The 26,735-nt window shown below is 41.7% G+C and carries 22 protein-coding genes; all 22 read right to left on the minus strand.

The features are described 5' to 3' along the window. Positions 1-4: 4 nt before the first annotated feature. Positions 5-1,408, minus strand: coding sequence for a sensor histidine kinase (locus NSQ76_RS09620; protein WP_341053495.1), 1,404 nt, complete (start codon positions 1,406-1,408; stop codon positions 5-7). A 2-nt stretch (positions 1,409-1,410) separates the two neighbouring features. Beyond that, positions 1,411-2,118: a response regulator transcription factor gene (locus tag NSQ76_RS09625; RefSeq protein WP_208945758.1), complete on the minus strand. Its 708-nt coding sequence runs from the start codon at positions 2,116-2,118 to the stop codon at positions 1,411-1,413. 141 nt (positions 2,119-2,259) lie between these two features. Continuing rightward, entirely contained in the window at positions 2,260-3,525 is a 1,266-nt protein-coding gene (locus NSQ76_RS09630) for a glycoside hydrolase family 30 beta sandwich domain-containing protein (protein WP_044334533.1), read from the minus strand. 35 nt (positions 3,526-3,560) lie between these two features. After that, positions 3,561-5,099, minus strand: coding sequence for a glycoside hydrolase family 43 protein (locus NSQ76_RS09635; protein ID WP_163115082.1), 1,539 nt, complete (start codon positions 5,097-5,099; stop codon positions 3,561-3,563). Positions 5,100-5,350: 251 nt separating this feature from the next. Then, positions 5,351-6,385, minus strand: a complete 1,035-nt coding sequence (locus NSQ76_RS09640; protein ID WP_268479508.1) for a Gfo/Idh/MocA family oxidoreductase — start codon at positions 6,383-6,385, stop codon at positions 5,351-5,353. A gap of 65 nt (positions 6,386-6,450) precedes the next feature. Next, positions 6,451-7,911 (minus strand): CoA-acylating methylmalonate-semialdehyde dehydrogenase, encoded by a 1,461-nt coding sequence (locus NSQ76_RS09645; RefSeq protein WP_025093208.1) that lies wholly within the window; start codon positions 7,909-7,911, stop codon positions 6,451-6,453. Between the two features lie 19 nt (positions 7,912-7,930). After that, the gene (gene iolC / locus NSQ76_RS09650) at positions 7,931-8,941 is read right to left on the minus strand and encodes a 5-dehydro-2-deoxygluconokinase (RefSeq protein WP_341053500.1); all 1,011 of its coding nucleotides are present in this window, start codon (positions 8,939-8,941) and stop codon (positions 7,931-7,933) included. Next, complete coding sequence (iolB, locus tag NSQ76_RS09655) at positions 8,941-9,771, minus strand: 5-deoxy-glucuronate isomerase (RefSeq protein ID WP_025093206.1); 831 nt, start codon at positions 9,769-9,771, stop codon at positions 8,941-8,943. Before iolB ends, iolC begins: the two co-directional genes overlap by 1 nt. Before the next feature lie 28 nt (positions 9,772-9,799). Further along, positions 9,800-11,725, minus strand: coding sequence for a 3D-(3,5/4)-trihydroxycyclohexane-1,2-dione acylhydrolase (decyclizing) (gene iolD / locus NSQ76_RS09660; protein ID WP_327823376.1), 1,926 nt, complete (start codon positions 11,723-11,725; stop codon positions 9,800-9,802). Between the two features lie 42 nt (positions 11,726-11,767). Beyond that, positions 11,768-12,553: a DeoR/GlpR family DNA-binding transcription regulator gene (locus NSQ76_RS09665; protein WP_025093204.1), complete on the minus strand. Its 786-nt coding sequence runs from the start codon at positions 12,551-12,553 to the stop codon at positions 11,768-11,770. Positions 12,554-12,602: 49 nt separating this feature from the next. Further along, positions 12,603-13,472: a class II fructose-1,6-bisphosphate aldolase gene (fba, locus tag NSQ76_RS09670; protein ID WP_197172888.1), complete on the minus strand. Its 870-nt coding sequence runs from the start codon at positions 13,470-13,472 to the stop codon at positions 12,603-12,605. 77 nt (positions 13,473-13,549) lie between these two features. Continuing rightward, entirely contained in the window at positions 13,550-14,965 is a 1,416-nt protein-coding gene (locus tag NSQ76_RS09675) for a sugar porter family MFS transporter (protein ID WP_025093202.1), read from the minus strand. Between the two features lie 20 nt (positions 14,966-14,985). After that, positions 14,986-15,879 carry a myo-inosose-2 dehydratase gene (gene iolE / locus NSQ76_RS09680; protein WP_103132509.1) on the minus strand — a complete coding sequence of 298 codons (894 nt, stop codon included), beginning with the start codon at positions 15,877-15,879 and terminating at the stop codon, positions 14,986-14,988. Between the two features lie 488 nt (positions 15,880-16,367). Then, positions 16,368-17,708: an alpha-glucosidase/alpha-galactosidase gene (locus NSQ76_RS09685; protein WP_025093200.1), complete on the minus strand. Its 1,341-nt coding sequence runs from the start codon at positions 17,706-17,708 to the stop codon at positions 16,368-16,370. A 31-nt stretch (positions 17,709-17,739) separates the two neighbouring features. Next, a complete protein-coding gene (locus NSQ76_RS09690; RefSeq protein ID WP_024425187.1) occupies positions 17,740-18,570 on the minus strand; it encodes a carbohydrate ABC transporter permease in 831 nt (276 codons plus the stop codon). Further along, positions 18,570-19,502, minus strand: coding sequence for a carbohydrate ABC transporter permease (locus NSQ76_RS09695; RefSeq protein WP_280149544.1), 933 nt, complete (start codon positions 19,500-19,502; stop codon positions 18,570-18,572). Before NSQ76_RS09695 ends, NSQ76_RS09690 begins: the two co-directional genes overlap by 1 nt. A gap of 30 nt (positions 19,503-19,532) precedes the next feature. Continuing rightward, positions 19,533-20,789, minus strand: a complete 1,257-nt coding sequence (locus tag NSQ76_RS09700; protein ID WP_280149543.1) for an ABC transporter substrate-binding protein — start codon at positions 20,787-20,789, stop codon at positions 19,533-19,535. A 218-nt stretch (positions 20,790-21,007) separates the two neighbouring features. Next, positions 21,008-22,048 (minus strand): LacI family DNA-binding transcriptional regulator, encoded by a 1,041-nt coding sequence (locus NSQ76_RS09705; RefSeq protein WP_034622055.1) that lies wholly within the window; start codon positions 22,046-22,048, stop codon positions 21,008-21,010. A 186-nt stretch (positions 22,049-22,234) separates the two neighbouring features. Further along, positions 22,235-22,927, minus strand: coding sequence for a D-allulose 6-phosphate 3-epimerase (gene alsE, locus NSQ76_RS09710; protein ID WP_024425190.1), 693 nt, complete (start codon positions 22,925-22,927; stop codon positions 22,235-22,237). A gap of 17 nt (positions 22,928-22,944) precedes the next feature. Then, complete coding sequence (locus tag NSQ76_RS09715) at positions 22,945-24,207, minus strand: PTS ascorbate transporter subunit IIC (RefSeq protein ID WP_024425191.1); 1,263 nt, start codon at positions 24,205-24,207, stop codon at positions 22,945-22,947. A 25-nt stretch (positions 24,208-24,232) separates the two neighbouring features. Further along, complete coding sequence (locus tag NSQ76_RS09720) at positions 24,233-24,499, minus strand: PTS sugar transporter subunit IIB (RefSeq protein WP_034622058.1); 267 nt, start codon at positions 24,497-24,499, stop codon at positions 24,233-24,235. Between the two features lie 15 nt (positions 24,500-24,514). Further along, complete coding sequence (locus NSQ76_RS09725) at positions 24,515-26,587, minus strand: BglG family transcription antiterminator (protein ID WP_152550494.1); 2,073 nt, start codon at positions 26,585-26,587, stop codon at positions 24,515-24,517. Positions 26,588-26,735 lie beyond the last annotated feature (148 nt).

Here is a 26,735-nt window from a genome sequence, read left to right on the forward strand (position 1 = left end):
ATTTTTATGCTGGTAGTTGGATATCAATTGTTGTTCCTTTTCCTACACTGCTGCGGATCGTGATGTCTCCGCCGTGCTTGACGATAATATCCTTTGCAATGGCCATCCCAAGACCAGAGCCAGCATGTGAAACTCCTGTATTCGTCCCCCTGTAATAGCGGTCAAACACTTTTTCCAGCTCTGCCTCTTCTATTCCTCTGCCGTTGTCTTTAATCGTGATATGGGTTTTTTCTTTTTGTTCAAGCTGTACAATGATCGTCACATCAGGATCATTGTGAACGAGTGCATTTAAAATCAGATTGGTAACCGCTCTTCGCATGAGGATTTTATCAATATTCAGCATGAGCTTGTCTTCATTCGTTTGAAGCTCAATCGTTTGATCCGCATATCTTGAATCGTTTAAAATATCAATTAACGTTTCCCGCAGCAGTGACACGATGTTGACCAGCTCTTTATTGAGCATGACGCCGTTATTTTTCAGCCTTGTCGTTAAATTCAGATCCTCCATGACATCTTTGATATACAATGATTTATTCTCAATGATGCCCGCGTAATGTCTGATGTCTTGCTTTGAAAGAGGATACTTTGGGTCTTTCATGATTTCTGCATAGCCTTGAATAGAAGCAAGCGGCGTTTTAATATCATGAGAAATATGGCTGATCCATTCTTCACGCATTTGCTCTAGTTTGTCTTTTTCTTTTTTGCTTGAAGCGAGCTGCTCTGATAAGTGATTGACATTATAGAAGACATCTTTATAAATTCCTTTAGCAGGTAGATTTGTCGTGTAATCTCCGTTTGCCAGCCGCTGGATGCTATGAATGGCACGGCCGAGCGGTTTTGTGAGCTGCCGGCTGAATAAGTAACCAATGAGTAAAGCTATGATGGCATCAATTGATAATAAAATCATCGTCCCGATATTGAATCTTGTTACTAAATCCTTCGTGTCAAACGAGAATAGATATTTTCCAATGGAAGGATCTTTAAATCCGATAAAGTAGCTGTATTCTTTGCCCTTTACTTTTTTTCCGCCAGCATAAATGGTCGATAATAATTGCTTATCTTTATATTTATGTAAGTTCACGATTTCAATCGGTGTATATTTGTTCTTTAATCCTTTAGGTGCCTGCGCATGATACACGTCCTGTCCATTTTCGTCTAAAATTTGAATCCATGCATTCTGTTGTTTTAAGGCTTTCTGCCCTTCTTTGTTTACGGTTATCCCTTGATCAGAAAAAGAGACGTATTGTTCAAATGATCTTGTAAAGGTTTCGGGTGTATTTTCCTCGTTATGCTGGCTGTTTGCCTGAAGTATGAGCCAAATCATAAATACGAATAAGTTGATAAAGACTGTGATTATGGTCACGATAATGACAGAGACCATATATCTGCCTGTTAATCGCCATTTCATCCTTACGCATCCTTTACAACAAATTTATAGCCAAGCCCTTTGACTGTGACGAGAAACTCTGGTGTTGACGGGGAATTTTCTATTTTTTCCCGAAGTCTTCGGATATGAACCATCACCGTATTGTCAGAACCGAAGAAGTCTTCCCCCCAAACAGTTTGATAAAGCGTTTCTTTACTGATGATGCGGTTCGGATGCTGCAAGAAGTAGGTCATCAGCAGAAGCTCTTTTGGCGTGAGCTCAATGACCGTGCCGTTTTTCGTCAGTTCTGCTTGCTGCTCGTTTAATTCAAACGGCCCTTTTTTGATCACGGGATCGGCTTGAGATGACTGCAAGTATGAGAGCCGTCTCAGCTGCGCTTTCACCCGGTAGGCGACTTCCTTTGGGCTGAACGGTTTTGTAATGTAGTCATCCCCGCCGATGGCAAGTCCTACAATTTTGTCTGTTTCCTCTCCCTTTGCTGATAAAAAGATAATCGGAACATGGGAGGTCTCTCTGATTTGTCTGCAAATATCATAGCCTTCACCGTCTGGCAGCATAATATCAAGTATGACAAGATCGGGCTGTTCTTGATGAAATTTCGTGAGCCCCTCACGGGCAGTTGAAGCTGTTATGACACGATCAATGCCTTCTCTTGTTAAAACTGTGTTGATTAATTCCAAAATTTCTTTTTCGTCATCGATCATTAATACTTTGCTTTGATGCTTTGGCATACATTGATCACTCTCCTGAAGTCATTGCCATTATTATACCCAATGTAAGAACATAGTGAAAAAATCAACTTCCTATTTGCATAAAAAAAGCCAATTTCCTTTTGAAATAAGAAAATTGGCTTTTGGTGATACAATTAATTTTTAGCGTTTGACTACAAATGTTGTCACACTTTGAGCCGGGAGATGAGCCCAAAATTGATTACCTGATATATTTAAGTCTGTACCCGGCTGAAGGTTGCTGTTACTGCTCGTAATCCATCTTGATGCTTGCGAAGCAGTTCCATTTTGCATCACAAAGTGCTGATTCACTCCTGAATTGTTTTTGTTAATGGCGACAATGACGACCTGATTGTTTCCTTTGTAGGCAGATACGAAAACATTTGGTTCAGGACTTTTCGTTGCATCAATTCTGACGTATCCTGGGCGTACAAACTTGGAGAAATGCGCCATGTTGTAACCGCGTTTACTGATCAGGCCATCTTCCTTCATAGGGCCGTAGGATCTGCGGATGTACCACCAAACATATGCCTGAAAGTCCCCTTCTACCATCGAATGGTGAATATGCTCTGAAACCCCTAATGCCTCAGGCCAGCGGTCCGCTGAATTGTTATCGCTATTCGGGTAGTAGACCTCTGTCATCCAAAGCTCCTTCCCCCCGCCTTTTTGTTTGAACAGAGGATACGGAAGCTGGCTGATTTGGGTTCCGTACAAATGGGCTCCGAGAATGTCCATATTTCCTAGCGCCTGCGGATCGTTTAAGATAGGATCTGATATATTTTTAAGGTATTGAAAGGATTCTGGTGCAATCACGCGGGCATTAATGGAGCCGGCATTTTCTCTCATGAAACGCAGGATTTCCTGAGGAGTCCACCAAGTCCATTCATGTGCATAATCGGGCTCGTTTTGTACTGATATCGCATAGAGATTGACGCCATTATTTTTCATATACGTCACAAAATCGTTCAGATGCTGAGCATATGCAGCGTATTGATTGTATCTCAGACGCTTTGCAGTTGTACCATTACGGTTGAAAGTCTCGACCATATGGCTTGGAGGATTCCAAGGTGAAGCGATCACTAAAGCCCCATGCTCTATTGCTCTTTTGGCTGTGGCGACCTCTCTGTGCCAATTATTTCTGTTCTCATCTACAAAAATTCTTAGAATGGAAAACCCTAATTGATTCTGCCCATTGCCAAAAGCGGTTTCCCTTTGAGGTGCGGTCAAATCACCAATCCAAGCCGGGTGGTTCATTCCGCCAAAGCCACGAATCACTTGTCTTTCTGCATTGATATTAATATTGGCATCTGCTGCTGAAACTTCAGTGACGCCAGGTCCGATGAACATGACAGACAGCATGGTGAAGCAGATCAATAAAGTACAGATTGGTTTTTTGATCATTGACATCAAATTTTTCCACTCTCCTATCATTTTGTCATCCTTTGTTATTGAGTAAAACGCCAGGAATCAAACTGAAATAGGTTTGAACCTGTTCCAGTAAAGACAAAAAATACGTTGTGCACGCCAGCTGCTCCGTTTACTGTCGTTTCTACTTCTCGCCAATTGTTTGTTCCGCCTGTCGAAGGGACATTTAGTGTCCCGACGAGTCTGCCGTCAGGGCTTCCGAGGCGTACTTCTATTTTTCCGCCTGCATTTGATGCTATATTCGCTTTAAATGTTCTTGCGCCGTTTGATCCGAAATCGACGTTACTGGCAGCCACCCAATCTCCGTTTTGAATGTTTGTGACATGCTGGTTATTGACCGGTCCGCCTGGAGCTGAAGAGGCCTCTGTCAAAATGCGTCCATTCCATGCGAATGTTTCAGCTTCTACCCGCTGATAAGGATTCAGGTTGGAAAGCTGTTTGACCCCTTCAAAATTGGCTGCAACCTCTCGAAGGGAGCCGTCAGCATTATGCACAAGCTTATTTATATGTGGAGATCTGTAGCCTTTTCCTGCCCCGTATAAGGCAGAGCTGACCGTTTGGGTATGATACACGACATACCACTCGTTTTTAAAATTGAACACAGCATGATGGTTGTTACCGCCTCCACCGAAAAATGCACCCGGATTTTTCAGGAAGTGCCCTCTATACGTAAAGGGACCCATCGGACTTGAGCTCGTCATATAACCGATCTCACCAGGTGGTTTATCTGCTGGGTGGGAGCCGCCAAAGTTGATGCAATAGGAATAGTAATAGGTTCCGTTATACTTATGCATCCCTGAGTCTTCAAACATAAAAGGAGCATCAATGGTCGAGGCGCTGCCCACAACACTTGTCATATCAGGACCTAGTTTTAAGACTCTTGCTGTTTTCGGATTGGCCCATTGTCCCTGCGTTGGATTAGAACCGCCTGGTACACCTCCGCCGGCATATAGATACCCAGTGCCGTCATCATCTACAAAAACGGCTGGATCAAACAGCCATACAACCCCAGACATTCCTGGTGTATTTGGCGTGACGAGCGCTTTTCCGATAGGATCTGTCCATGGACCGATTGGGGAGTCTGCTGTCAGAACACCAATCCCTCCGCCGCTGTTCGCGAAATAAAGGAAAAATTTATCTTTCCCATTGATTTTTTTCACCGCCGCTGATGGAGCCCAGGAAGCACCTGCCCATTTAGCGATCCCTTTGCCGCCATTTGCTCCATTTGCACCGGCTACTGGAATCGCGCCATGATCTGTCCAGTTCACCATATCTGCTGAAGAGATGACGAAGACCCTATTCAAATTGGCAAAAGAATTATCCTTAATCGTTCCGTTGCTGTGATATTCATAGTCATCACTCGACATATAAATGTACACTCTTCCGTTATAGGTGAGCGCAAACGGATCAGCGCCCAAGTGGTGGTCTATGAGCGGGTTTGCATTTCCTACACGTTTTGCAATTGTTGTGCTTGCCGCACTCGCATCATATACCGGTAAAAAGCTCAGTACCAAAGCAAAAATCAATAAACCAACGCCGCACTTCATCCTCGTCCTCATCGTTTCATTTCCTCCTGTTTTCGTCTTCCTAATATTGGGGTTTAGGCCCAATTTCAAAATATGTTGATAGATACTGATGAAGAATGAATAGAAAGAATGATTTCTAGGGCAAATCCTTGCTGGAATCACGATGAAAACCCTTACTTTTTGACTAGAAGACAAAAAAATGCAGTCTCCCATGATGGAGCTGCATTTTTTCTTTTTTGGAATGAAAAAGAAACTGCTTTCAGCAGCCTCTTCTTTTGAATTGATTATACTTTTTCAGGAACAAATGATTGATGATAAAAGGCTGGACGTTGTTGGAGATGGATTGGTGTTGTCTCACCAGTTGCCTTTGCTTTAAGACAAGCATCTGCTGTTACGGCAGCTACATATCCATCCCAAGCAGTAGGTCCATTTACTTCTCCTTTTAAGGAGGAATTGATCCAATCCTGCAATTCTTCGTCATAGGCTGCTTTAAATCGATGCTGCCAGTCTGTTAAGATATTTGTAGATCGTGTTGCCTGACTATGCAAAACGACACTGGCAGGATCAGGCAGACTTGCAATTCCTTTTTCACCGACAATTTGACACTGAATGTCATAGCCGTACTGACAATGAACGAATATTTCGCCGTTGATGATGGTTCCTTGTTGCGTCTTCATGATCACTATTAAAGGATCTTGTAAGTGCTCAGCAGCTTGCTGCGTTTTTTTAGGTGCAATGACTTGTACGGATACGTATTCATCATTTAGTAACCAGCGGTGGACATCGATTTCATGAATGAATGTATCGACAATTGACATATCTCCTGTATATGTGTCAGGGACGGTTTGGTTTCTATGTGCAGCATGAATTATTAATGGTTCACCTACTTGTCCTTCATCCAGTACTTGTTTTAAAGCGCGATATCCCGAATCGTACCGGCGCATATATCCAACCTGTACGAGTAATTTGCCTTTCTTCATTTCAGCCTCGACAATACGAAGGCAGCCTTCTGCTGTGGTTGCAAGTGGTTTTTCACAAAAAACAGGTTTATTAGCTTCAATAGCAGCTAACACATATTCTTCATGTGTCGGCCCCCATGATGTGACGATAACGGCATCTACCTCATCTGATTGAATGAGTTGATGGCCATCCTCATAAATACGTGCATCCAGGCTGAATGCATCTACGATGGCTTTTGCCTGCTGTCTGTTCACATCAGTAACAGCCACCACTCTTCCTTTAGACAGCGTATTTGTAATTCGCTTCATATGATCTTGACCAATGGCACCTATACCAATAACACCAATCTTTAATTCCATCTTGTTACCTCCTGTATTTGTGCTTTTTCGCACAGCTGTTTTGAAGTTGATAGGAGTATGTTGTATTACATATAACGAGCGGTGACCATTTTCTTTCTAGTATAAAATTCAACACCGTCCGTGCCATTTGCGTGCAGGTCGCCATAGAATGAATCTTTCCAACCTGAGAATGGGAAAAATGCCATTGGTGCTGGAACACCGACATTAATACCTAACATGCCTGCATCAATATTCTCGCGGAATTCCCTCACACTTGATGCACTATCAGTGTAAAGGCAGGCACCATTTGCAAATTTAGACTCATTGGCAATTTCAATAGCATCAGCAAGCGATGAAACGCGAACAATGGATAAAACGGGAGCGAAAATTTCGTCCTGCCAAATTTTCATTTCTTTTGTTACATGATCAAAAATAGTCGGTCCGATAAAGTATCCTTCTCCCTCTGTTTCACGATCTTTGCGGCCATCACGAATGAGACTCGCTCCTTCTTCAATACCTGATTGAATATATTGAAGCGTTCGTTCTTTGTGACTTTCCCGAATGACCGGGCCGAGGAAAACATCTTCATTCATACCATTTCCAATGACCATCTGATTGGATTCAGCGATTAATTTTTGAATGAGCTCGTCAGCGATATCTTCTTCTACTGTGACAACAGCTGCAGCCATACATCTTTCTCCAGCAGAGCCAAAGGCAGCACCAACAATTTGTTTGACGGCTGCATCTATATCTGCGTCTTTTAGGACAATGGAGTGATTTTTAGCCCCTGCAAGTGCTTGGACACGTTTGCCATGCTCTGTTCCTTTTTTATAGACATATTCTGCGACTGGCTGAGAGCCGACAAATGAAATAGCTTTGACGTTTTGATGTTCAAGCAGGCCGTTAACGACATCGTGAGCCCCATTGACTATGTTAAGAACACCTTTTGGAAGACCCGCTTCTTCAAACAGCTCTGCTAACCGTGCCGCAAGAACAGGCGTACGTTCTGAAGGTTTTAAGACAAATGTATTTCCGCAGGCAATGGCAAGCGGGAACATCCAGCAAGGAACCATCATTGGAAAGTTAAATGGCGTAATGCCGCCAATGACACCAATAGGATAGCGGTACATGCCTGATTCAAGTCCAGTCGCAATATCTGGCAGCTGTTTTCCCATCATTAAAGTTGGGGCACCGGCTGCGAATTCGACGCATTCAATGCCTCGCTGTACTTCTCCGCGTGCTTCAGTTAAGCTTTTTCCATTTTCGAGCGTAACCAGTTCGGCTAATTCCTCCCATTTTTCGACTAATAATTGCTGATATTTAAAGAGAATACGTGCACGTCTTGGTACAGGGGTTTTCGACCAGCTGGTGAACGCTTCTTTAGCTGCTTGAACTGCTCGTTCTACATCTCCTTTTGTTGATAGGGGAACTTCTGCAATGATTTTCCCTGTTGCTGGATTATAAACGGGTTCAGTTTGACTTGTTTCAGCATTTACCCATTCTCCTCCAATATAATTTTTTAATGTTTTGACAGTTGTTTTAGCCATGGTATTCTCTCCTCTACGATTAAATTGGTTGTGTTTGTTCAACTTTTGTTTCGTTCATAAAGTCTTTGATTTCTTTAACTGTGGGCATGGCATCTGATGAACTATGCTTAGAAATTACGATGGAGGCAGAAGCGCTTCCAAAACGCATAGCTTCTTCAATGGACATGTTGTTCATCAGTCCATAAATAAAGGCTGAAGCATATGAATCACCCGCTCCGAATGTTTTGAGGACCTTTGTTTTAAAGATGCCGCCTCGATATGACTGTCCATCCTGCGTATAAGCGATGGAACCATCACCCCCATGTTTAATAACAACGATTTTGGCATGGTGTGAAAACCATTTTTTGGCCGTTGATTCATCATTTGATGGTCCATCTGCTATGAGTTTTTCCATCATATCAAACTCTTCTCTTGTGCCGATGATCACGTCTGATTTTTCAGCAGCTAAATTGTAATAAATCGCTGTTTCTTGCTCGGTTTGCCAAGTGTATGGACGATAATCCAGGTCAAAGAAGACAGTTACGTGATGCTTACGTGCATAATCAAGTGCCACAAATACTGCTTCTCTTGATGGACTTTTTGCTAGCGCAGTGCCTGAGATGAGTAAGGCTTTCGCCTTTTTGATATATTGTTCAGATACTTCTTGGACATCGATTTTTAAATCTGCTACATTGTCTCGGTACATTAAAATACTGCATTCTTCGGGACTCTTAATCTCAGTAAAAGCAAGACCCGTGACAGCACCAGATTGATCTATGACAATGCCGTCTGTATTGATGTTGTTCTTTACCAAGTAGCTTGTTGCAAAACGTCCCATCTGATCGTTAGCGACTTTTCCAATGAATCCAGATTTCATACCGAGCCTTGCTAAACCAATGGCAATGTTGGCTGGAGACCCCCCGACGTATTTTGTGAAAGTCATCGTCTCTTCCATCGGCCGATTCAGTTCGTTCGCATTTAAATCAATACATAATCTTCCCATTGCAATAACATCAAGCTGCCGATCTTGTTTAAATGATAAATCTAGCATCAGCGCCCCTCCCTTTTCATACTCAATTTGTTTTTCATCACCCATTCATGTTCAGCATTGTTATGAAACTTCCAAGTTCTCACTGGACCTGCCATGACATTCAAATAATAGATTTCATAGCCTGGTGGTGCTGACACAGGGTGATATCCTTTTGGTACAAGAACGGCGGAACTATCTCTTACAGCCATTGTCTCATCTAGTGAAAGATCATCTGTATATACTCTTTGTAAAACAAAACCTTGTTCTGGGTTTACTTTGTGATAATACGTTTCTTCTAAATAAGATTCGTGCGGTAAATTATCTTGATCATGTTTATGCGGCGGATAGCTCGACCAGTTTCCTTCCGGTGTAAATACTTCTACAACAAGCAGGTGGTCAGCTGGTTCATGTTCGGGTAAAATGTTGTGAACCTGTCTTGCAATATTACCTGCGCCTCTATGTTCAACCCCTACTCGTTCAGGAAGAATGAGACGAGCTGGATATGTGCCTTTTCCAGGTGCACTACAAACGGCGATCTCAATATCTGTTATGGCTTCAATTTCGTAATGATCATCGTTTGGTATATAAATGGAGAAAGGAGGTGTTTTCTCAAAAACATTCATTCGTTCCCCAATTTCTTTCCATGTCTTTTCTTTCGTTTGGAGATGAAGTTTACCTGAGAGAATGACAATGCACACCTCATTTTCACCTGTTTTTTTACGAAGGTTTTCACCTTTTGCCAATGTGTACACCTCAAAGCCAATATAGGTCCAACCTGCTGATTGAGGTGTGATGCTCAGCACCTTTCCCTCTTTGTCTCTTTTTTGTTTAGGTACAATTAAATCAGCCATTATGCACACACCTTTCATGTAGCTTTTCTTAATATTGTCTTGCTTGTTTTAATTTTTGCTGTTTTTCTTCATATTCTTTTTTGATCTGTTCTTTATCAGAGATTTCTGAGATACCTACGTTCCACCATGAGTCACCGTAACCTGCTGTCATAGTTTTTGGAAGTACCTTCACATCAATCAGGGTACTGACTGTCTGCTTTTTAGCATCTTCAACCGCAGATTTCAGTTCATCGAGTGTATGAACTTCATATGTTTTTGCTCCATAACCTTTTGCTGATTGTGCAAAATTGATTCTCATAATCTCTCCATCAAGCTGTCCTGTTTTCTTGTTTCTTTTTCGAAATTCAGTCGCAAAACTGTCCATTCCATGGCCCATTTGCAAATTATTAATACAGCCAAAACCGGAGTTGTCAAAAAGAATGATATTAATCTTATAGCCCTCTTGAATGCTTGTGACAAGTTCACTATGCAGCATTAAATAACTGCCATCACCTGTTAAGGCATACACTTCTTTGGTTGGTTCAGCCATTTTTACTCCAAGTGCAGAAGCAATTTCGTAGCCCATACAAGAGTATCCATATTCAAGGTGATATGTGTTTCGCTCTTTTGTCACCCACATTCTCTGTAAATCTCCTGGGAGACTGCCTGCAGCACATGTAATAATGGCGTCAGATGGAATCCATTCGTTTAAACAGCCAAGTACAGTCGTTTGAGGTAGCGTTGTATGAAGTTTTTCCTTATATTCATCTAATTCATGATCAAAGTGGCTTTTGATTTCAGGTGTAAAGCCTGTTTCAGTGTACTGAATATGATGAAGCCGATGTAATTCTTGTGCCCAGCGCTGCTTTGCTTCTTTGATTTCATTTTGATAACCTGTTTGATAGTTTGCCAGTTCATCCTTTAATGCAAGGAGTGCCATCTTCGCATCAGAAATGACTGTTGTTGCATCTAATTTAGATGCATGATAATCGGATAGATTGATCGTTAAAACATCACTGTTTGCGTATAGCCGTTTAGATGATGTTGTAAAGTCTGTAAATCTAGTGCCGACGCCAATAATAAGGTCAGCCTTCTGAGCGAGTTCATTGGCAGCACTATTGCCAGTGACACCAAGTCCGCCTACATTTAATGGGTGGTTGCTTTCAACACAGCTTTTACCAGCTTGTGTTTCACTAAAGGGTATATGAAAAGTTTCAGCAAATTGGACAAACTCGTCAGCCGCCTCTGAGTAACGCACCCCTCCGCCTAAAATCAAGAAAGGCTTCTTTTTCTTACGAATGAGTGCCGCTGCTTCTTGAATACTTCTTGCTGAAGGTGCATATCTGTCTAAAAAATGCGTCCGCTCTTGAAAAAAAGACAGCGGGTAATCCCATGCTTCTCCTTGAACATCTTGAGGAAGCGAAATTGTGACCGCACCAGTATCTGCTTGATTTGTTAAAACACGCATGGCGTTAATCAGTGCGGACATGAGCTGTTCTGGTCTTGAAACCCGGTCCCAGTATTTACTCACAGCCCGAAAGGCATCATTCGTCGATAAACTCAAGTCGTATGTTTGTTCAATCTGCTGAAGTGCTGGATCTGGCTGTCGTGTGGCAAAGACATCACTTGGGAAAAGCAAAAGTGGAATTTGATTCGCTGTTGCCGTTGCAGCAGCTGTGATCATATTGGCAGAGCCAGGCCCAACGGATGAGGTGCAGGCCATTACTTGTTTACGTTGCTTTTGTTTTGCGAAAGCCGTTGCAGCATGTGCCATCCCTTGTTCATTTCTTCCTTGATATACCTCGAGCCTTCCAGGGTTTTCTTGAAGGGCTTGACCGAGCCCCAACACATTTCCGTGACCGAAAATAGTAAAGATTCCTTTGATAAAAGGCTTTTTTTCACCGTCATATTCAACGTACTGGGCATTTAAAAATTTGACCAATGCTTGACTCACCGTTAATCTGATTGTGTCCATTTTTTCCCCTGCCTTATCTGAAAATATTTTTGACATGTTCCTTCATGTTAAAGTCTGCTGACTTTCATCTTGTGAAGGAGCAACGATCCATTTGATATGATTCTTTTTGAAAAAGGTTGTATAGGAGGTATCCAGAGAATCGTCAGTGATTAAGTAGTCGATTTCATCCAGCTGGCAATATGTCAACATCGCATATTTATTGAATTTTGTATGATCGACTAATAGAATCACTTCTCTACCTTTTTTGACGACCATTTCCTTCATGCTTGTTTCTACTGGCGATGAATTTGTTACTCCATTTGAAATAGAGACACCTGTTGAGGCCATAAACACTTTATCGAAGTTGTATTGAAGTACATCATTTGTATTAGTAATGCCGGAAAATGATTTCGTTTTCCGCTCTAATTGGCCGCCAGTTGAAATGACTTGAAGCTGAGTGTAAGGCAATGCTTGTACAATAAAGTCTAAGTTGTTCGTGACAACCGTTAATTCCTTTTCTTTTATAAAATGAATCATTTCTAATGTTGTGGTACCAGAGTCAATAAAAATGACATCGCCATCATCTACTAATTGAGCCGCATCTTTTGCAATCCATCTTTTTTGAAGTTGGTTTCGTGTTTGTCTGTCATGAAATGATTCAAGCCTTGCATGATTGGCTGCTACTCCCCCATAAACTTTTTGGATATGTCCTTCTTCAACGAGCTTTTGAACGTCTCGCCTAATCGTATTTTTTGACACCCCAAAGGTTGAGACAAGATCATCTAACGAGACAGACTGATGTTGGATCACATATTCTTTTATTTGCTGGATTCTTTTCGTTTTTATCATGCTTAATCTTCCTTTTCATCTTATCTATGGGAGTGTCTGCTAGATGTGATCAAACACGCTGACTTGATCCAAATTGTTGGATTTTCATCTTGACAGCTTGTTTAATGGCTTCTGTACCAGGTGTTAAAATTGTTTGTGGATCATTGGTTGCTTTGTTTTTAGTTAGTTGAGCTCGGACAGCTTGATTCCAAGCTTCCAAGCATTCAGTGTTGACATTGATTTTTGCATGACCAAGTGAGATTGCCCTTTGAATCTGATCAACAGGAATGCCTGAACCGCCGTGTAAGACAAGCGGAACGTCTGTGAGTTCAGCTATTTGCTTCATCTCATCAAATCCTAGCTTCGGTTCTCCTTGATAAGGGCCATGCACTGAACCGAGTGCTGCGGCCAAGGCATCAATTCCTGTTTCTCTAACAAGACGCACACATTCGTATGGATCAGCATAGATGATATTTCCTATCAAGCCATCTTCCATTCCTCCAACAGAGCCAACTTCAGCTTCGACAGATACACCTCTTTTAGAGGCATAATGAACAACTTCTTTTGTCATGGCAATATTTTGTGAGAGAGGATAGGAAGAGCCGTCTATCATGACTGAGCTAAATCCTGCATCAATGGCAGCTTTGCACCGAGAGACAGTCATGCCATGATCTAAATGTAAAGAAACTGGGACACTGATCTCCAAATCTTTCATTAACCCTTCAACCATGCCTACAATCGTGTGAAAGCCGCCCAAATAATCAATGAGCCGGTCAGATGCTGCTAAAATGATAGGAGATCGCTCCTCTTTTGCCGCAAGTAAGATGGCTTTCACCCATTGCAAACCATTGATATTCATTTGTCCTACTGCATATTGTTTTTGTTTTGCTTCATGCAGTATGCTTTTCATTGAAATGAGCTTTGAATCTATTACTTTCATCTATTGAACACTCCTTACTGTTGAAACTCCATTTTCACAAATTGGTTCGACACCATCTTTGTTTTCATCCCTTTTATTTAAGACAGTGTTTGATGATCTGTTGTGATGTCAATTGATGTTTGATCGTGCTTACGGAAATTCATTTCTAGTTCTTCAAGTGTCAGCCCTTTTGTTTCCGGTAAGCACTTCACCACAAACAAAATAGACAGGACTCCGAAAGCGACAAAAACGAAGAAAGTCATCGAGAGGCCGATCTGAGCAAGTAATATTGGGAACGTCAAACCAATTAAAAAGTTCACCATCCATAGACAAAATACACTTACCCCCATACCAAGCCCCCGCAGCCGAAGAGGAAAAATTTCTGACAGCATGAGCCAAGTGACAGGAGAGATGGCGCCTTGCTGGAATGAAAGAAATGTAATCGTCAAAAATAAAATCAAATATGGAAGAAAGGCTGTTCCTGCAAAAAGATTAGAGCAAATGCCGATAGACAGTAATGTAAAGGTTGTTCCAATCAAGCCTGAAATTAACATAGGGCGACGTCCTATTTTGCCAAGCAGCCAAATGCCAACAAATGTAGCAAGGACAGAGATAACACCATTCCCAATATTCCCAATTAGTGCTGCCTTCGTTTCGAAACCTGCATCTTTTAAAATTTCTGTTCCGTAATACATGATGGAATTAACTCCTGTGAACTGCTGTACAACCGCAATTCCTATGCCGATAAACACAAGCCGCCTAATCCAAGGCGTGGATAAATCTTTTAAAGTCGCTTTATCTAAATTCACTTCTTCCCTGTAAGCGTTCTCTATTTCGAGCAACTCCGTTTTCGCCGCTCCTTTTGAGCGAATGCGGTGAAGTACTTGAAGTGCTTCTTTGTTTTTCCCCTTTGTTACAAGCCATCTTGGGCTCTCTGGCACTTTTAGCATACCGAAGAATAAAATAATGGCTGGAATCGCCGCAATTGGTAGCATGATGCGCCATACATACGGGTTCTCTCCAAATATATTTCCAATCAATGCATTACAGGTAAAAGCAAGTAATTGACCGGATACGATCATCAGTTCATTTTGTGTGACGATTCTTCCGCGATTTTCTGCTGGAGAGATTTCAGCTAAAAAGGCTGGAACTATGACTGAAGCTCCTCCAACTGCAAGCCCTAATAAGAATCGGAATAAGACCATTACTTCAGCGTTTGGTGATACAGTACATCCTAATGTAGAAAAAAAGAATAGAGCGGCTAAGTAAAAAATAGTTTTACGGCGTCCGAACCTGTCTGATAAACGTCCGCATATGACTGCACCTAATGCTGCACCTAATAATAATGCACTTGTCACAATCCCTTGCATCAATGCTGTTAAATTTAACTGATTCGGTAAAGACATGTAAGGTAATGCACCATTTAATACACCAGTGTCATAACCAAAAAGAAGTCCTCCAAAGGTCGAAATTAGGATAATAGATCTTAAATTGGTTTGTTGACTTTTGTTCATGGTCTTTTCTCCTGTTCTCTTTAAGAATGAATAGCCAAGTTTTCATCAATATACTGACGAGCCTTTAATGCATATTCTAAAGGATGGGCAATCGCAGGATTCTGTTCAGCTTCTATGACGATCCACCCTTTATAGCCATGACTGATTAACAAACGGTATACTTCATTAAAATCGATACAGCCATCCCCAGGTACTGTAAACAATCCATTTAAGAAAGATTCAGAAAAAGACAATTCTTTTTGACGACAGCTTTCCATCACTTCTTTTCTCACATCTTTAAAATGCACGTGCTGGATACGGTCGATATGCAGCTTGAGCAAGGATAAATAATCGCCATCTGATACGTAAATATGTCCAGTATCATATAGAAGGTGAACATACCGAGGGTCTGTTCCAGCTAAAAGACGTGTGACATCTGATAAGGTTTGTACCCCTGTTCCGAGATGATGATGATAGACTAGTTTGAGATGGTAACTGTTTGCTATTTGACCTAATTCATTGAGACCTTCTAAAAGCAGTGCCCATTCCTCACCTGTGAAAGATGGCTGATGCTGATAGATGTTGATGTTTTCTTTTTGAATGGAATACGTTTGCTCTGAGACAACAGCTACACTAGCATGAATGTCTTGCAAGTACTGACAATGCTTTTTGAATGCTTGTATTGAAGCCGCTAAACCATCTCGTATCATATAACTGCTAAACCATTTTCCAGCTATTTTTAAATTGCGAAGTTTTAGTTCTTTATTCAAGACAGCTGCTTCTGGAAAGAAACCACCTGCTTCAGTTCCTTCAAAGCCAGCGACACAAATATCACTTAATAAATGAGATAGTGTGTTTTCGGCGCCAAGTGCTGGAATGTCATCGTTCCTCCATCCAATAGGCGCGATGCCCCATAAAATTTCTTCTTTAGACACGTTGTTTGTCACCATCCTTTTATTCATCATCTTTATTCCCATCAAACTTTATCACAACTTAACCAATATGGTGATGATTAATTGGGTAACTTATGGTTAAGTTTGAGGTAATCATAATATTAAAAGCGCTTTCAGTCAATTATTTTTCTGAATTTTTTCTATTTATTTATGATTTTTTGTATAAAAAAACCTGATGGCATTTGCGCATCAGGTCTCGTTCCTTATTCATTTATTATAGATTTGACTTAATTTTAATGATAGATTCACCGTAATGCTTCATGGATTCTTTTAGTTCTTCAATAAACTTTTTCACATATGTTTTCATAATGAATGACTCCTTCGTTTTTCGGATTCTTTCATTATGAAGACAGTGTGTTTTATTTGCAAAACAGATGAAAGCGTCAACAAACTTTCAATTCATCCATTTGGCTCTTTTTCCTGTGATTTTCACCGACTCCTATTTTTTTAAAAAAGATTGATTGGCATGATTAATTTGATGACGGTGATGAAGCGCTATACTGTGTAGCCCCTTTGTAGGCTGGCAGTCTATCTCCATGTGCTTCAATGAGGTCGTCGCAAAGATTCACGATGTCATCAATTGATAGTTCAGCGCTTGTGTGTGGATCCAGTAGAGCTGCTTGATAAATGTGTTCTTTTTTACCGCTGATCGCTGCTTCAATGGTCATCAGCTGTGAGCTGATATTCGTTCGATTGAGTCCTGCCAATTGTTCAGGTATTTCTCCGACATAGCATGGCATGATGCCGCTTCGATCTGCCACACACGGTACTTCTACACAAGCTTTTTCAGGCAGGTTGTCAATGAGCCCGCCAGTGTTCAGAACATTTCCGCCAAATTTAAAGGGAACGTTCGTTTCAATCGCTTCAATGATCCGGGAACCATATTCTTTTGAGCGGGTATGTGTGATCTGTGTGTTTCCCACCAGGTCATGCTTCATTGTATTCCAATTGTTGATTTGTTCCTCGCAGCGTCTCGGGTATTCATCGAGCGGAATGTTAAACTGACCGATTAGTTCAGGGTACCGTGATTTGATGAAATATGGATGGTATTCGGCATTGTGCTCTGAGGATTCTGTGACATAGTAGCCGAATTTATCCATCAGTTCAAAACGAACCATATCATGATGCCGCGATTGCTGCTTTTCTTTTGCTCGTCTTTTGATTTCTGGATACAAGTCTTTTCCGTCCCGTTTTACTTCTAATAACCATGCCATATGGTTAATGCCGGCGATTTTTTCTTCAATGCCTTCATGTTCCATTTCAAGAGATTCAAATAGGTCCTTTGTACACACCTGCACACTATGACAGAGACCAACCGTTTGAATCTGTGTATAGCGAAGCATCGCACCTGTCAGTGTGGCCATTGGATTCGTGTAATTTAACAATAAAGCATTTGGACAAACCTCTTCCATATCCTTTGCAAAGTCTAGCATGACAGGAATCGTCCGAAGGGAGCGAAAGATGCCGCCGATCCCTACCGTATCCGCAATCGTTTGTCTTAATCCGTATTTTTTAGGTATTTCAAAATCAATGACAGTACTTGGCCGATAGCCTCCAACTTGGATGGCATTGATGACATATTTTGCATCCTTTAAGGCTTCTTTGCGGTTGTGATAGGACTGGATGGTCACGTTTGCACCGTAATTTGCTTTTAAATGCGACAGCATTGTTTCTGATTCTTTCAGCCGGTTGTGGTCGATATCATATAATGCGAATTCAAACCCTGCAAGGGCGGGAACAAACAGACAATCTCCTAATATATTTTTAGCAAACACGGTACTCCCTGCACCGATAAATGTAATTTTAGACATAGACGACTCTCCTTTTTACATCCATATTGGGCTAGCCTTTGACAGAGCCTTGTGAAAGCCCTGCGATAAAATATTTTTGCAAAAGTAAAAACATCGTGACCATTGGCAGCATCGCAATGAGTGCAGCTGCCCCAACGAGCTGAAGCTGATGCTGATTTTGACCAAAAAAATGGGATAAGGCGACTGTGAGTGTATGCATCTCTTTATCTTGCAAAAAGAAGATAGCAAATTGATAGTCGTTCCAAATATACACGCAGGCAATGATTAATACAGAAGCGGTAATAGGCTTCAGAAGCGGAAAAACGACTGTGAAAAAAACTCTGAGTGTCCCTGCTCCATCAATACGGGCAGCTTCTTCAAGCTCCTTTGGAATTGTCGACCGGATAAAGCCTGCGTATAAGAAAATTGTCAGCGGCAAAAAAGCAGCCACATTATTTAAAATAGCAATTTGATAGGTATTCATCATCCCGATTTGAACGACCATTTTATAGAGCGGGACAAGGGCTGTAAGCGGTGGAATGACCATAATGGCAATAAATAAAACATAGACTGCTTTATTCAGCTTTGTGTTCCTTCTTGCAAGCGGATAGGCTGCAAGAGATCCAAAGATAATGAGCAATACAGCGGAACTGAACGTAATGATCACTGTATTCAAAAAGGACTGGCCAAGCTGAGCCTCTGTCCATGCTGTGCGGAAGTTTTCAAGATGCAGTGCTTTCGGAAACAGCCATTTTGAACTAAAATCTCCTATCCCCTTTAATGATGTCGTCACCAAAATATAAAATGGAATGAGGTGCAGCAATGTGATCAATAGTGCGAGGACGGAGTACCATCTTTTCTTGCGTTTATAGGCGTTATCCATCACACCTCGGTCTCCTTTCGTTTGAAATAAATCAGCGCTGCGACACTAATGACAAGGATGATGACCGCCATGAACACCCCTTGCGTCGCTGCATAGCCTGCATCCTGACGTTTGAAATACAGATCATACATAAAGGTCGACATGGATTGCGAGGAATCTCCAGGTCCGCCGCCCGTGAGTGCCACAATGACATCAAAGAGCTTGAGCCCGCCAATGACATTCAGCACAACATTAATGGTGATCGACGGCATAAGCAGTGGCAATGTAATCCGCCTGAATTGCTGGAAGCTCGATGCGCCGTCTAATTGCGCCGCTTCATAATAATCCTTAGGAATACTTTGAAGTCCTGCTAAATAAATGATCATCGCAATCCCCACAAATTGATATGTGTTGACAAGCACAATGATCCATGTGTTTAATTCCGGATTGCCGAGCGCATTTATGTGATCGAATCCAAAAAGCGTCACCACATCATTTAAGGCACCGCCTTGGTAAGCAAACACAAAATACCAAATATAGCCCATCGCAATCGGGCTGATCATGACAGGTAAATAGATGACCGTTCTTGTGATGGCTTTCATCTTTAAGCTTTGATTTAATAAAAGAGCATATCCAAGTCCGATGATATTTTGCAAGATGGTGCTCCCAATTCCATAGAGAAGCGTGTTTTTGACAACAAGCCATGTCGCTTGATCCTGAAGCAGTCTTTGATATTGCTCAAGACCAATCCATTGATAAGTTTGTGAGAAACCGTTCCAATTCGTAAAAGAAAGCTGAATGCCGTTCAAAAAAGGATAAATGATAAAGGTACTGACGACGAGAACAGCTGGCATGTACATCCACCAAAGTGAGGAATTCTGGCGTTTTTGCATCTTTTCTTTTGGTAAAGAGGTGAATGCGGCTGGCTGCTTTGCTTTTGTGATGTCATTCATTGGCTTCACTCCTGTTTCAGCATCCATCAGCTATTGTTTTTTCAGACGCTTATATTCCTCTTCCATTTTCTTTGATAACTGTTCTGGTGTGATCGAGCCTGCTAATAATTCTTGACCGGTTGTTGCCATGACCGCCCACATTCCGCTTGGTAAGTATTTTCGATCGAAATACGGTTCAATCTTTACCTGTTCGTATTGATCGTAAAATGTAGAGTAATAGTTTTTCGCTTTCACTTGTTTTAGAGCTGTTTCAGAGGATGTGCCCTCTGCGATTTTTTTTGCGTTTTCAGGTTTTGCTAAAAAATCGATGAATTGTTTTGCTTCTTTTAGATGCTTAGAGCCTTTCCAAGCAGCAACAGTAAAACGTTCTCCGCCAATCCAGCTTTGTTCATCTGCTTTATGAATGGCTGGAACAGGCATCGTGCCTACTTTGATCGATGAATTCAGCTCTGTTGCTTCAGGTCCTAAGGATCCTCCGACAAAGGTGAAGGCGATTTTGTTTTGCGCCATGAGTTCAGGCGCTTGAGATAGTTTCGCTGTCAAGACATCCTTGTTTAAAAGGTCTTGATCCTTCAGATCTTTCATGAATTGTGCAAGCGGGGTATAGAGAGTCCAATCAAATGATCCGTTTTCAAGTTCCTTTCCGTATTGATGCTTTTGATCGGTGATTAATAAAGGCGTCGCCAGCTCATCAAAGACTTGGGCAATATTTGAGTTATCTCCTCCTGGTATCCAGAGCGGCACAACATCTCCTTTGCTCTTTTCTTTCACTGTCAGCAAAGCAGATTTTAATTCATCAAGTGTTCTAGGCACTTCTATACCATATTCCTTTAATAGATTGGCATTAAAGCTAAGCCCGTCTTTTGCTTGATTCAGCGGATAAGCGTACACTTTCCCATCTTGGTCTTTTAAAATCTGGTCGAGTGAAGGATCAAGCTGTTTGACCCAATCCATCTCTTTTAAATCAGCCACATACTCGCTATAGCGCAGTTTGGCCCAGCCATGTGTATCAAACAGGTCTGGCATATCGTTTGCTCCCATTTTGACGCGGATCATATCTTCATAGCTGTTGCCTGGGAAATTAGCATCGATTCGAATCTGTTGATGCTCCTTCTCAAACTCGCGAATGACTTCTTCAAACGCTTTTCTTTCCCCGCTGTTACTCATCGTTGAAAATAGCGTCAAGGTGACCTTTCCATTTGCTTCAGATGAGCTGTTATTACCGCAAGCAGACAAAATCATGGTCAAGAACATGGCTGCAGTCAGCAGCATGATTTTTTTATTCATGGTTTCCTCCTTTTAATCACTGAAAATTCAGACGATAATCGGTAGAATTCATGCAGTTGCGGAAACAAAGGAAGTCCATTATACTGGAATTCTATTCTTTTCTAAGAGATAAGAGAGCATACCGGCAGGCTGCCTTGTTCTTAGCATGATCTGGCCATCATGCTAAGCAGCTTGCTTTCTGCTTTTTTGTCTCTTTTTTGTGTGCTGAAATCTATTGTTCACCCCCTTTCATGGATGAGACATGTACTGCCTCGCTCGATGAGTGTTGTTGGCACGACGACTTTTAGAGGAAGTTTTCTTCCGTTTATTCTCTCAAGCAAAAGCTTCAGACCGACTTCCCCCATTTCTTCTGTATATACTTTGACGGTCGTAAGCGGCGGGCTTGAAAATGACGCGGCTTCAATGTCATTAAACCCAACAATGGATACATCTGAAGGTACGTGTAGACCGGCTTCATGCAGAGCGCGCATTGCGCCGATTGCCATCGAGTCACTTCCAATGAAAAAGGCTTGCGGCAGTTTTCCCTTTTTGATAGCTTGCTGCATAAGCGTATAGCCTTCTTGCATGGAGTATTCACCAATGTGGATGTCTTCCATATGAAGAGCGCCCGCCTCCTGCATTCTTTTCATAAACGTCGTTTGTCTTTCGTCCTCAATCACAGCATTACCTTCAAAATAATGCTCCCGCTCTTTCCCGCCAATATAGCCTAGATGTGTATAGCCAAGAGATTGCAGATGACGAATGGCGCGATCTGCCGCTCTGACAAAATCCACATGTACACAATCATACAAATCTTCATCCGCATAATGATTGATAAAAACAATGTGTTCCATTCGATTTGTCATTTTTTCAACCGTATCCGGGCTGATTCGTCCAATGACGATCAAGCCGTCAATATCCTTTAGCATCGCCCCTTTATCCATGCTTCTTAGGCGAAAGGTATGGAGAGTGGACAAGCCTTGTTTAGCATATTCTTTTTCAATTCCTTTTCGAATCGATGAAAAAAAGGGATCATTTAATTCTTCGTCAATGGATTGAGCGACAACGACACCGATGACTGGGGATTCAGATGGGCTTTTTTCTTCTGTTTGATCTGCTTTTCTTGCTCTCACTGGGGTATAGTTTAACTTCTTAGCAATGTCGAGGATGTTTTGTCTCGTTGCGTGTGAAACGGCAAGCGTTTGATCGCCATTTAACACACGGGATACAGTGGAAACGGACACTTTTGCATCATGAGCAATATCTTTGAGTGTGGTCATAGGCAAACTCCTCATCGTTATTTGACTAAATATTTACTAAAGATATTTGAAGGATAACACATAAATAAAGCGCTTTCAATTATGAATTTTTGATTTTTATTTTGTTTTTAGGTAAGTTTTGGTGAATGAATTGTGTTTTAGTAAAAATTTGCGTAAAAAAGAGGATGGTTTTCATCCTCTCTTTTACTAACGTGATTCGATTGAGGCTGTTTCTTTTGCAAATATTTGCTTCATTCTTTCCCAAGCAGTGTCGAGTTCTTTATGAAGTCCAAATAAACCTGAGGTGCCGATGATGTAAATTTCATTTCCAGCCTCAGCAAGCAGCCGGAACGTGCTCTCATTACAAGAGCCGTCTACTTCAATTGAAAACGAGTATCCTCCGTGTTTTTTGATATCTCTCACCTGTTTAATTTTTTGAAGCATTTCTTTAATAAAAGGCTGCCCGGCAAAGCCTGGATCGATTGTCATGATCGTCACTCTGTCTATTAAATGAATAAAGGAATCTAATGCTGCAACTGGTGTGGCGGGATTTAGAACAAAGCCAACATCACATTTTCTTTGGTGAATATGCCGGATGATTCGAAAGGCATCTTTTTGCACGACTTCTGGGTGTAAACAAATCATCGTTGCGCCTGCATCAATACATGCATCGATTAAAAATTCCTGCGGATGTTCGGCCATTAGATGAACATCAATCGGTAAATTTGTCAATTTCCGAAGCTGTTCAATGAAAAAGGGTGATAACGTCATATTCTTCACATAATGCCCATCCATCACGTCGACATGATACCGGTCTGCTCTCGTGTTGAGAAGATGAATTTGTTCACGGAAGTGCGTTAGATCCATGCACATCAATGAAGGTGAAAAAACGGCTGTCATTCTCAGGCGCCTCCTTTTTACAACTGAAATAAAAACTTGATTAATCCAATCAAGATTCCGATGATACCAAAGTCTGTATCCCCAAACGTTGTCCCTTCAAAGCCAAGGGCTCCTAACACAGGTAATAAACAGGCAGGTAAAAAGGAAAGAAGCAATCCATTTACAAAGGCCCCAGCGACAGCACCTCTAACCCCTCCTGTTGCATTGCCATACACGCCTGCTGTAGCACCGCAAAAAAAGTGCGGGACAAGTCCAGGGACAATGACAGTCAAACCAAACAAAGGTAAAAGAAAAATGGATACGATGCCTCCTGCAAAGCTGCATAAAAAACCGATAATGACCGCATTTGGCGCAAATGGAAAAACGGTTGGCGCATCAAGTGCCGGCTTTGCCCCCTTCACGAATCGATCGGCAATCCCTTTAAACGCAGGCACGATCTCGCCAATGGCCATCCGTACCCCTGCTAAAATAATGTACACACCAGCAGCAAACGTAATCGCTTGAATGAGAATGAAGACAGCGAAGTTCGTGCCACCGCTAATTTGTTCTATATAAGGAATTCCTGCAAACGGTGCAATTGCAAAGAACAGTAAAGCCATCGTAATCGAAATGGCAACAGATGTATCTCTTAGAAAACCGAGTGATTTAGGCACTTGAATGGTTTCCGTTGATTTTTCTGGAGATCCAACCCATTTGCCGATCATTCCCGCAGTAAAATAACCGAAAGTACTGAAGTGTCCGAGCGCGAGATCATTGCTTCCGGTGACTTTCCTCGTAAACGGCTGAAGGATTGCGGGTGCAATGACCATAGCTGCACCTAATATCATGGAGCCAGTGGAGATGAGCAGCCACCCGTGCATGCCGGCTGTCGAGAGAACGACGGCGAGCATCGCCGCCATATACAACGTGTGGTGACCAGTCAAAAAGACGTATTTAAAGGGTGTAAATCTTGCAAGTAACAAATTGACCAGCATACCAAAAATCATGATAAGTGCTGTCTGTGTACCGAATTCCTTTTGAGCAATGGCGGCCATAGCATCTGTATTTGGGACAACCCCTTGAATGTGAAAGGCTGCTTCAAACATCTTTCGAAAAACCCCAAGTGAATCAGAGACGACTGTAGCGCCCGCCCCTAATATTAAGAAACCCATGGTTGTTTTCAAGGTGCCTGACACAGTGTCTGCAGCTGATTTTTTCTGCAAAAGTAAACCGGCTAGTGCAAACAAACCGATGAGAATGGCAGGTGTGCCCAATATATCGTTCATGATCAGTTCTATCATGATGTGAATCCCCCTTTTTCATGACTTAAATGTGTTGACGAAGGACGTCTTTAATGGCTTCCTGGTCTAACAAATTGTTTAAGCCAGCCACATTTTTTGTGCCGTCATTCAGCTGGTCAATAATATCAGCTGCTCCGATATAAAGGTCTGCTTGTTCATTTTTACTTGTACTGAGATCGGTATGATCCACTTCAGCTTTAAGACCTAATTCTTCTAAAGCTTTTTTGACATTCATTTCTACAATAAAGCTGCTTCCTAACCCGTTTCCACACACAACAAGAATTTTTTTCATTTTCTTACTCCCCCTTTATACTTGTGAAAATTGATCAATTAGTTTTTGAACCGATGCTAAATCTTCTGCTTCAATCAATTGTTTCGTGCGTTTCTCTTCACTTAACAGCATGGTTAGCTGTTTGAGTGCTTTCAAGTGGCTCATGCTGTCAATAGCAGCTAACACAATGACAAGCCGCACCTGCTTTTTTCCATCCTTTGAAAACGAAATGGGCTGTTTGAAGGACATGAGCGTCATGCTCAATTTGTTCACGCCATCCTCGGGCCTTGCATGTGGGATGGCCACTTGTGGTGCAATGACAATATAAGGACCATTTTGATGAACAGACTGTATCATGGCTTCTACATAACTTGGTTTAATAGCATTTTGATCAAGTAAAGGCTGCGCCGCTTTTGTAATCGCCTCTTGCCATGTGTCTGCTGTTTGGTGGAGCTTGATGGTTTGTTCTGTTAATAAATCATTTAACACTGGGTTCCACCCTTTCTGATAGGATACATATGTGGGATGTAGCAGCTCCCGAATGTCATGAAGCAGTGCTTGTTTATTTTGTACGATGGTATGCTGCTGAATGATGTTGAATAAAGCGTTTACATGCTTCTCGTCAATCTTCGCTTCGGAGCCTTTCCCGTATTGAAGTAATGTTTTTTTCTCATAGGCAGTTAAAATAGGATGAACGAGATGAACTGGTTTTCCTTTAAACGAAATAGGTGTTGTGGACACAACGAAATCTGCATCAACTGCTGCTAATTCTTCATATGCACGCTTTGATAAAAGTCCGCGTACTTCAATATAGCCGATTAATTCGAGAAGCTGAGTTTTCAGCATGTTACTTGTGCCGATTCCTTCTCCGCAGACAATGTATACAGACCGCCTGGCAATGGATGAAATTCCTTCTCTTCTCATCCAGCTGCCAAAATGCATGGCGAGATATGCAATTTCATGGTCACTCAACTTTGAACAGGCCGCCTTTTCTAAATGACATGCAACTTTCTGAGTGATTTCAAACACTTCTGGCTGTGCTTTTTTTATAGAATCCGTCAGTTCGTTGATCATACCAATGTGATAGATGAGCCTGTAATAGGCTGGAATTAAATGCATTGTTAAGTTTTGCTCCAATGCTTTAGGTTCTTGAAAGGAAATACAAGCATATCGCTGAAAGTCAAATATCATTTGTCTGGCGATGGTGCGAATGAGATGTTCTTCTGGTTTTTTAATTGATGGAAGTTTTTGTTTTTTGGCACTGAGCCATAAGGTGCTAAGAAAATAGATCTCATCATCATGAACAATGAGACTGGCCTCTTTTTGAATCTGTGCCATGAAACGAATAGCCGCCAAGCATTCCTCTGTTTCCTGCAATGTTCGCTTTTCTTCGTTTGAAATGTGTACAGCATGCCCCAGCTTCATCCGCTTGAAGTAAAAAAAGAGATCCAAAGAGAGCTGATCCAGCATCTCATCTGCAAATTCAAGCTTAAGTTCTTGTTCTGACTGCTGGAGGAGATGGTGTACCCGTTTGGATGAAATAGGTCCCTTTAACCAAAACGACGGAAACGTTTTTTCGTTTTTTATCATGGTGCGAATGAAATGTATATAAGGTTTGAGTGCCAATCGAATGGCCCTTTCGTCTCCTGAAATGACATAGCCGCTTGCTGCCTGATAGCGGAGTGTGATCTCCTGCTTTGAAAGCGCTTCTTTTAGCTGTTTCATATCCTCGAGCAATGTATTTCGGCTCACCTTTGTCATCTTCATAAAATCATCAATTCTTAGGCAATGCTCGCTGCATGCAATGGTTAAAAGCAAGATAGCCCTTCGTTCCTTTACACATGGTTCATAATCGTGACCAACAAGAATGGTATCAGCTTTTTGAATAATGATTTCTTTTTCATGAGGATTTAAATAATAGCCAAGTTGGCCTTTTCGCTGCACACCACTAAGCTGATGAGTTTCTAGCCAGCTGTTCATTCGCTTGATTTCAGCGTAAACGGTTCGAGTCGAAACGTTCATTCGATTCTGCAAATCTTCTATTGATAGATAAGATGTCGTATGAAGCAGCATAGATAGTAACGTCGTGCCCCTTTTGGTTAAGTACAGTTGGAATTCCTCCTTTCTTTCCCTTTGCTTATAAGTCTAATCAACTCACATGCATCAAAGAAGTCCAAATGTCTTCAGCACGTGCTGTGCAGCGATTGTGTGCTCTTTTCATAAAAAAAACACACCATTTGAGTGTGCTTTCAGGCTT

The sequence above is a fragment of the Bacillus sp. FSL M8-0256 genome (assembly GCF_038005765.1).
In the GTDB taxonomy this organism is placed as follows: Bacteria; Bacillota; Bacilli; order Bacillales; family Bacillaceae; genus Bacillus; species Bacillus safensis.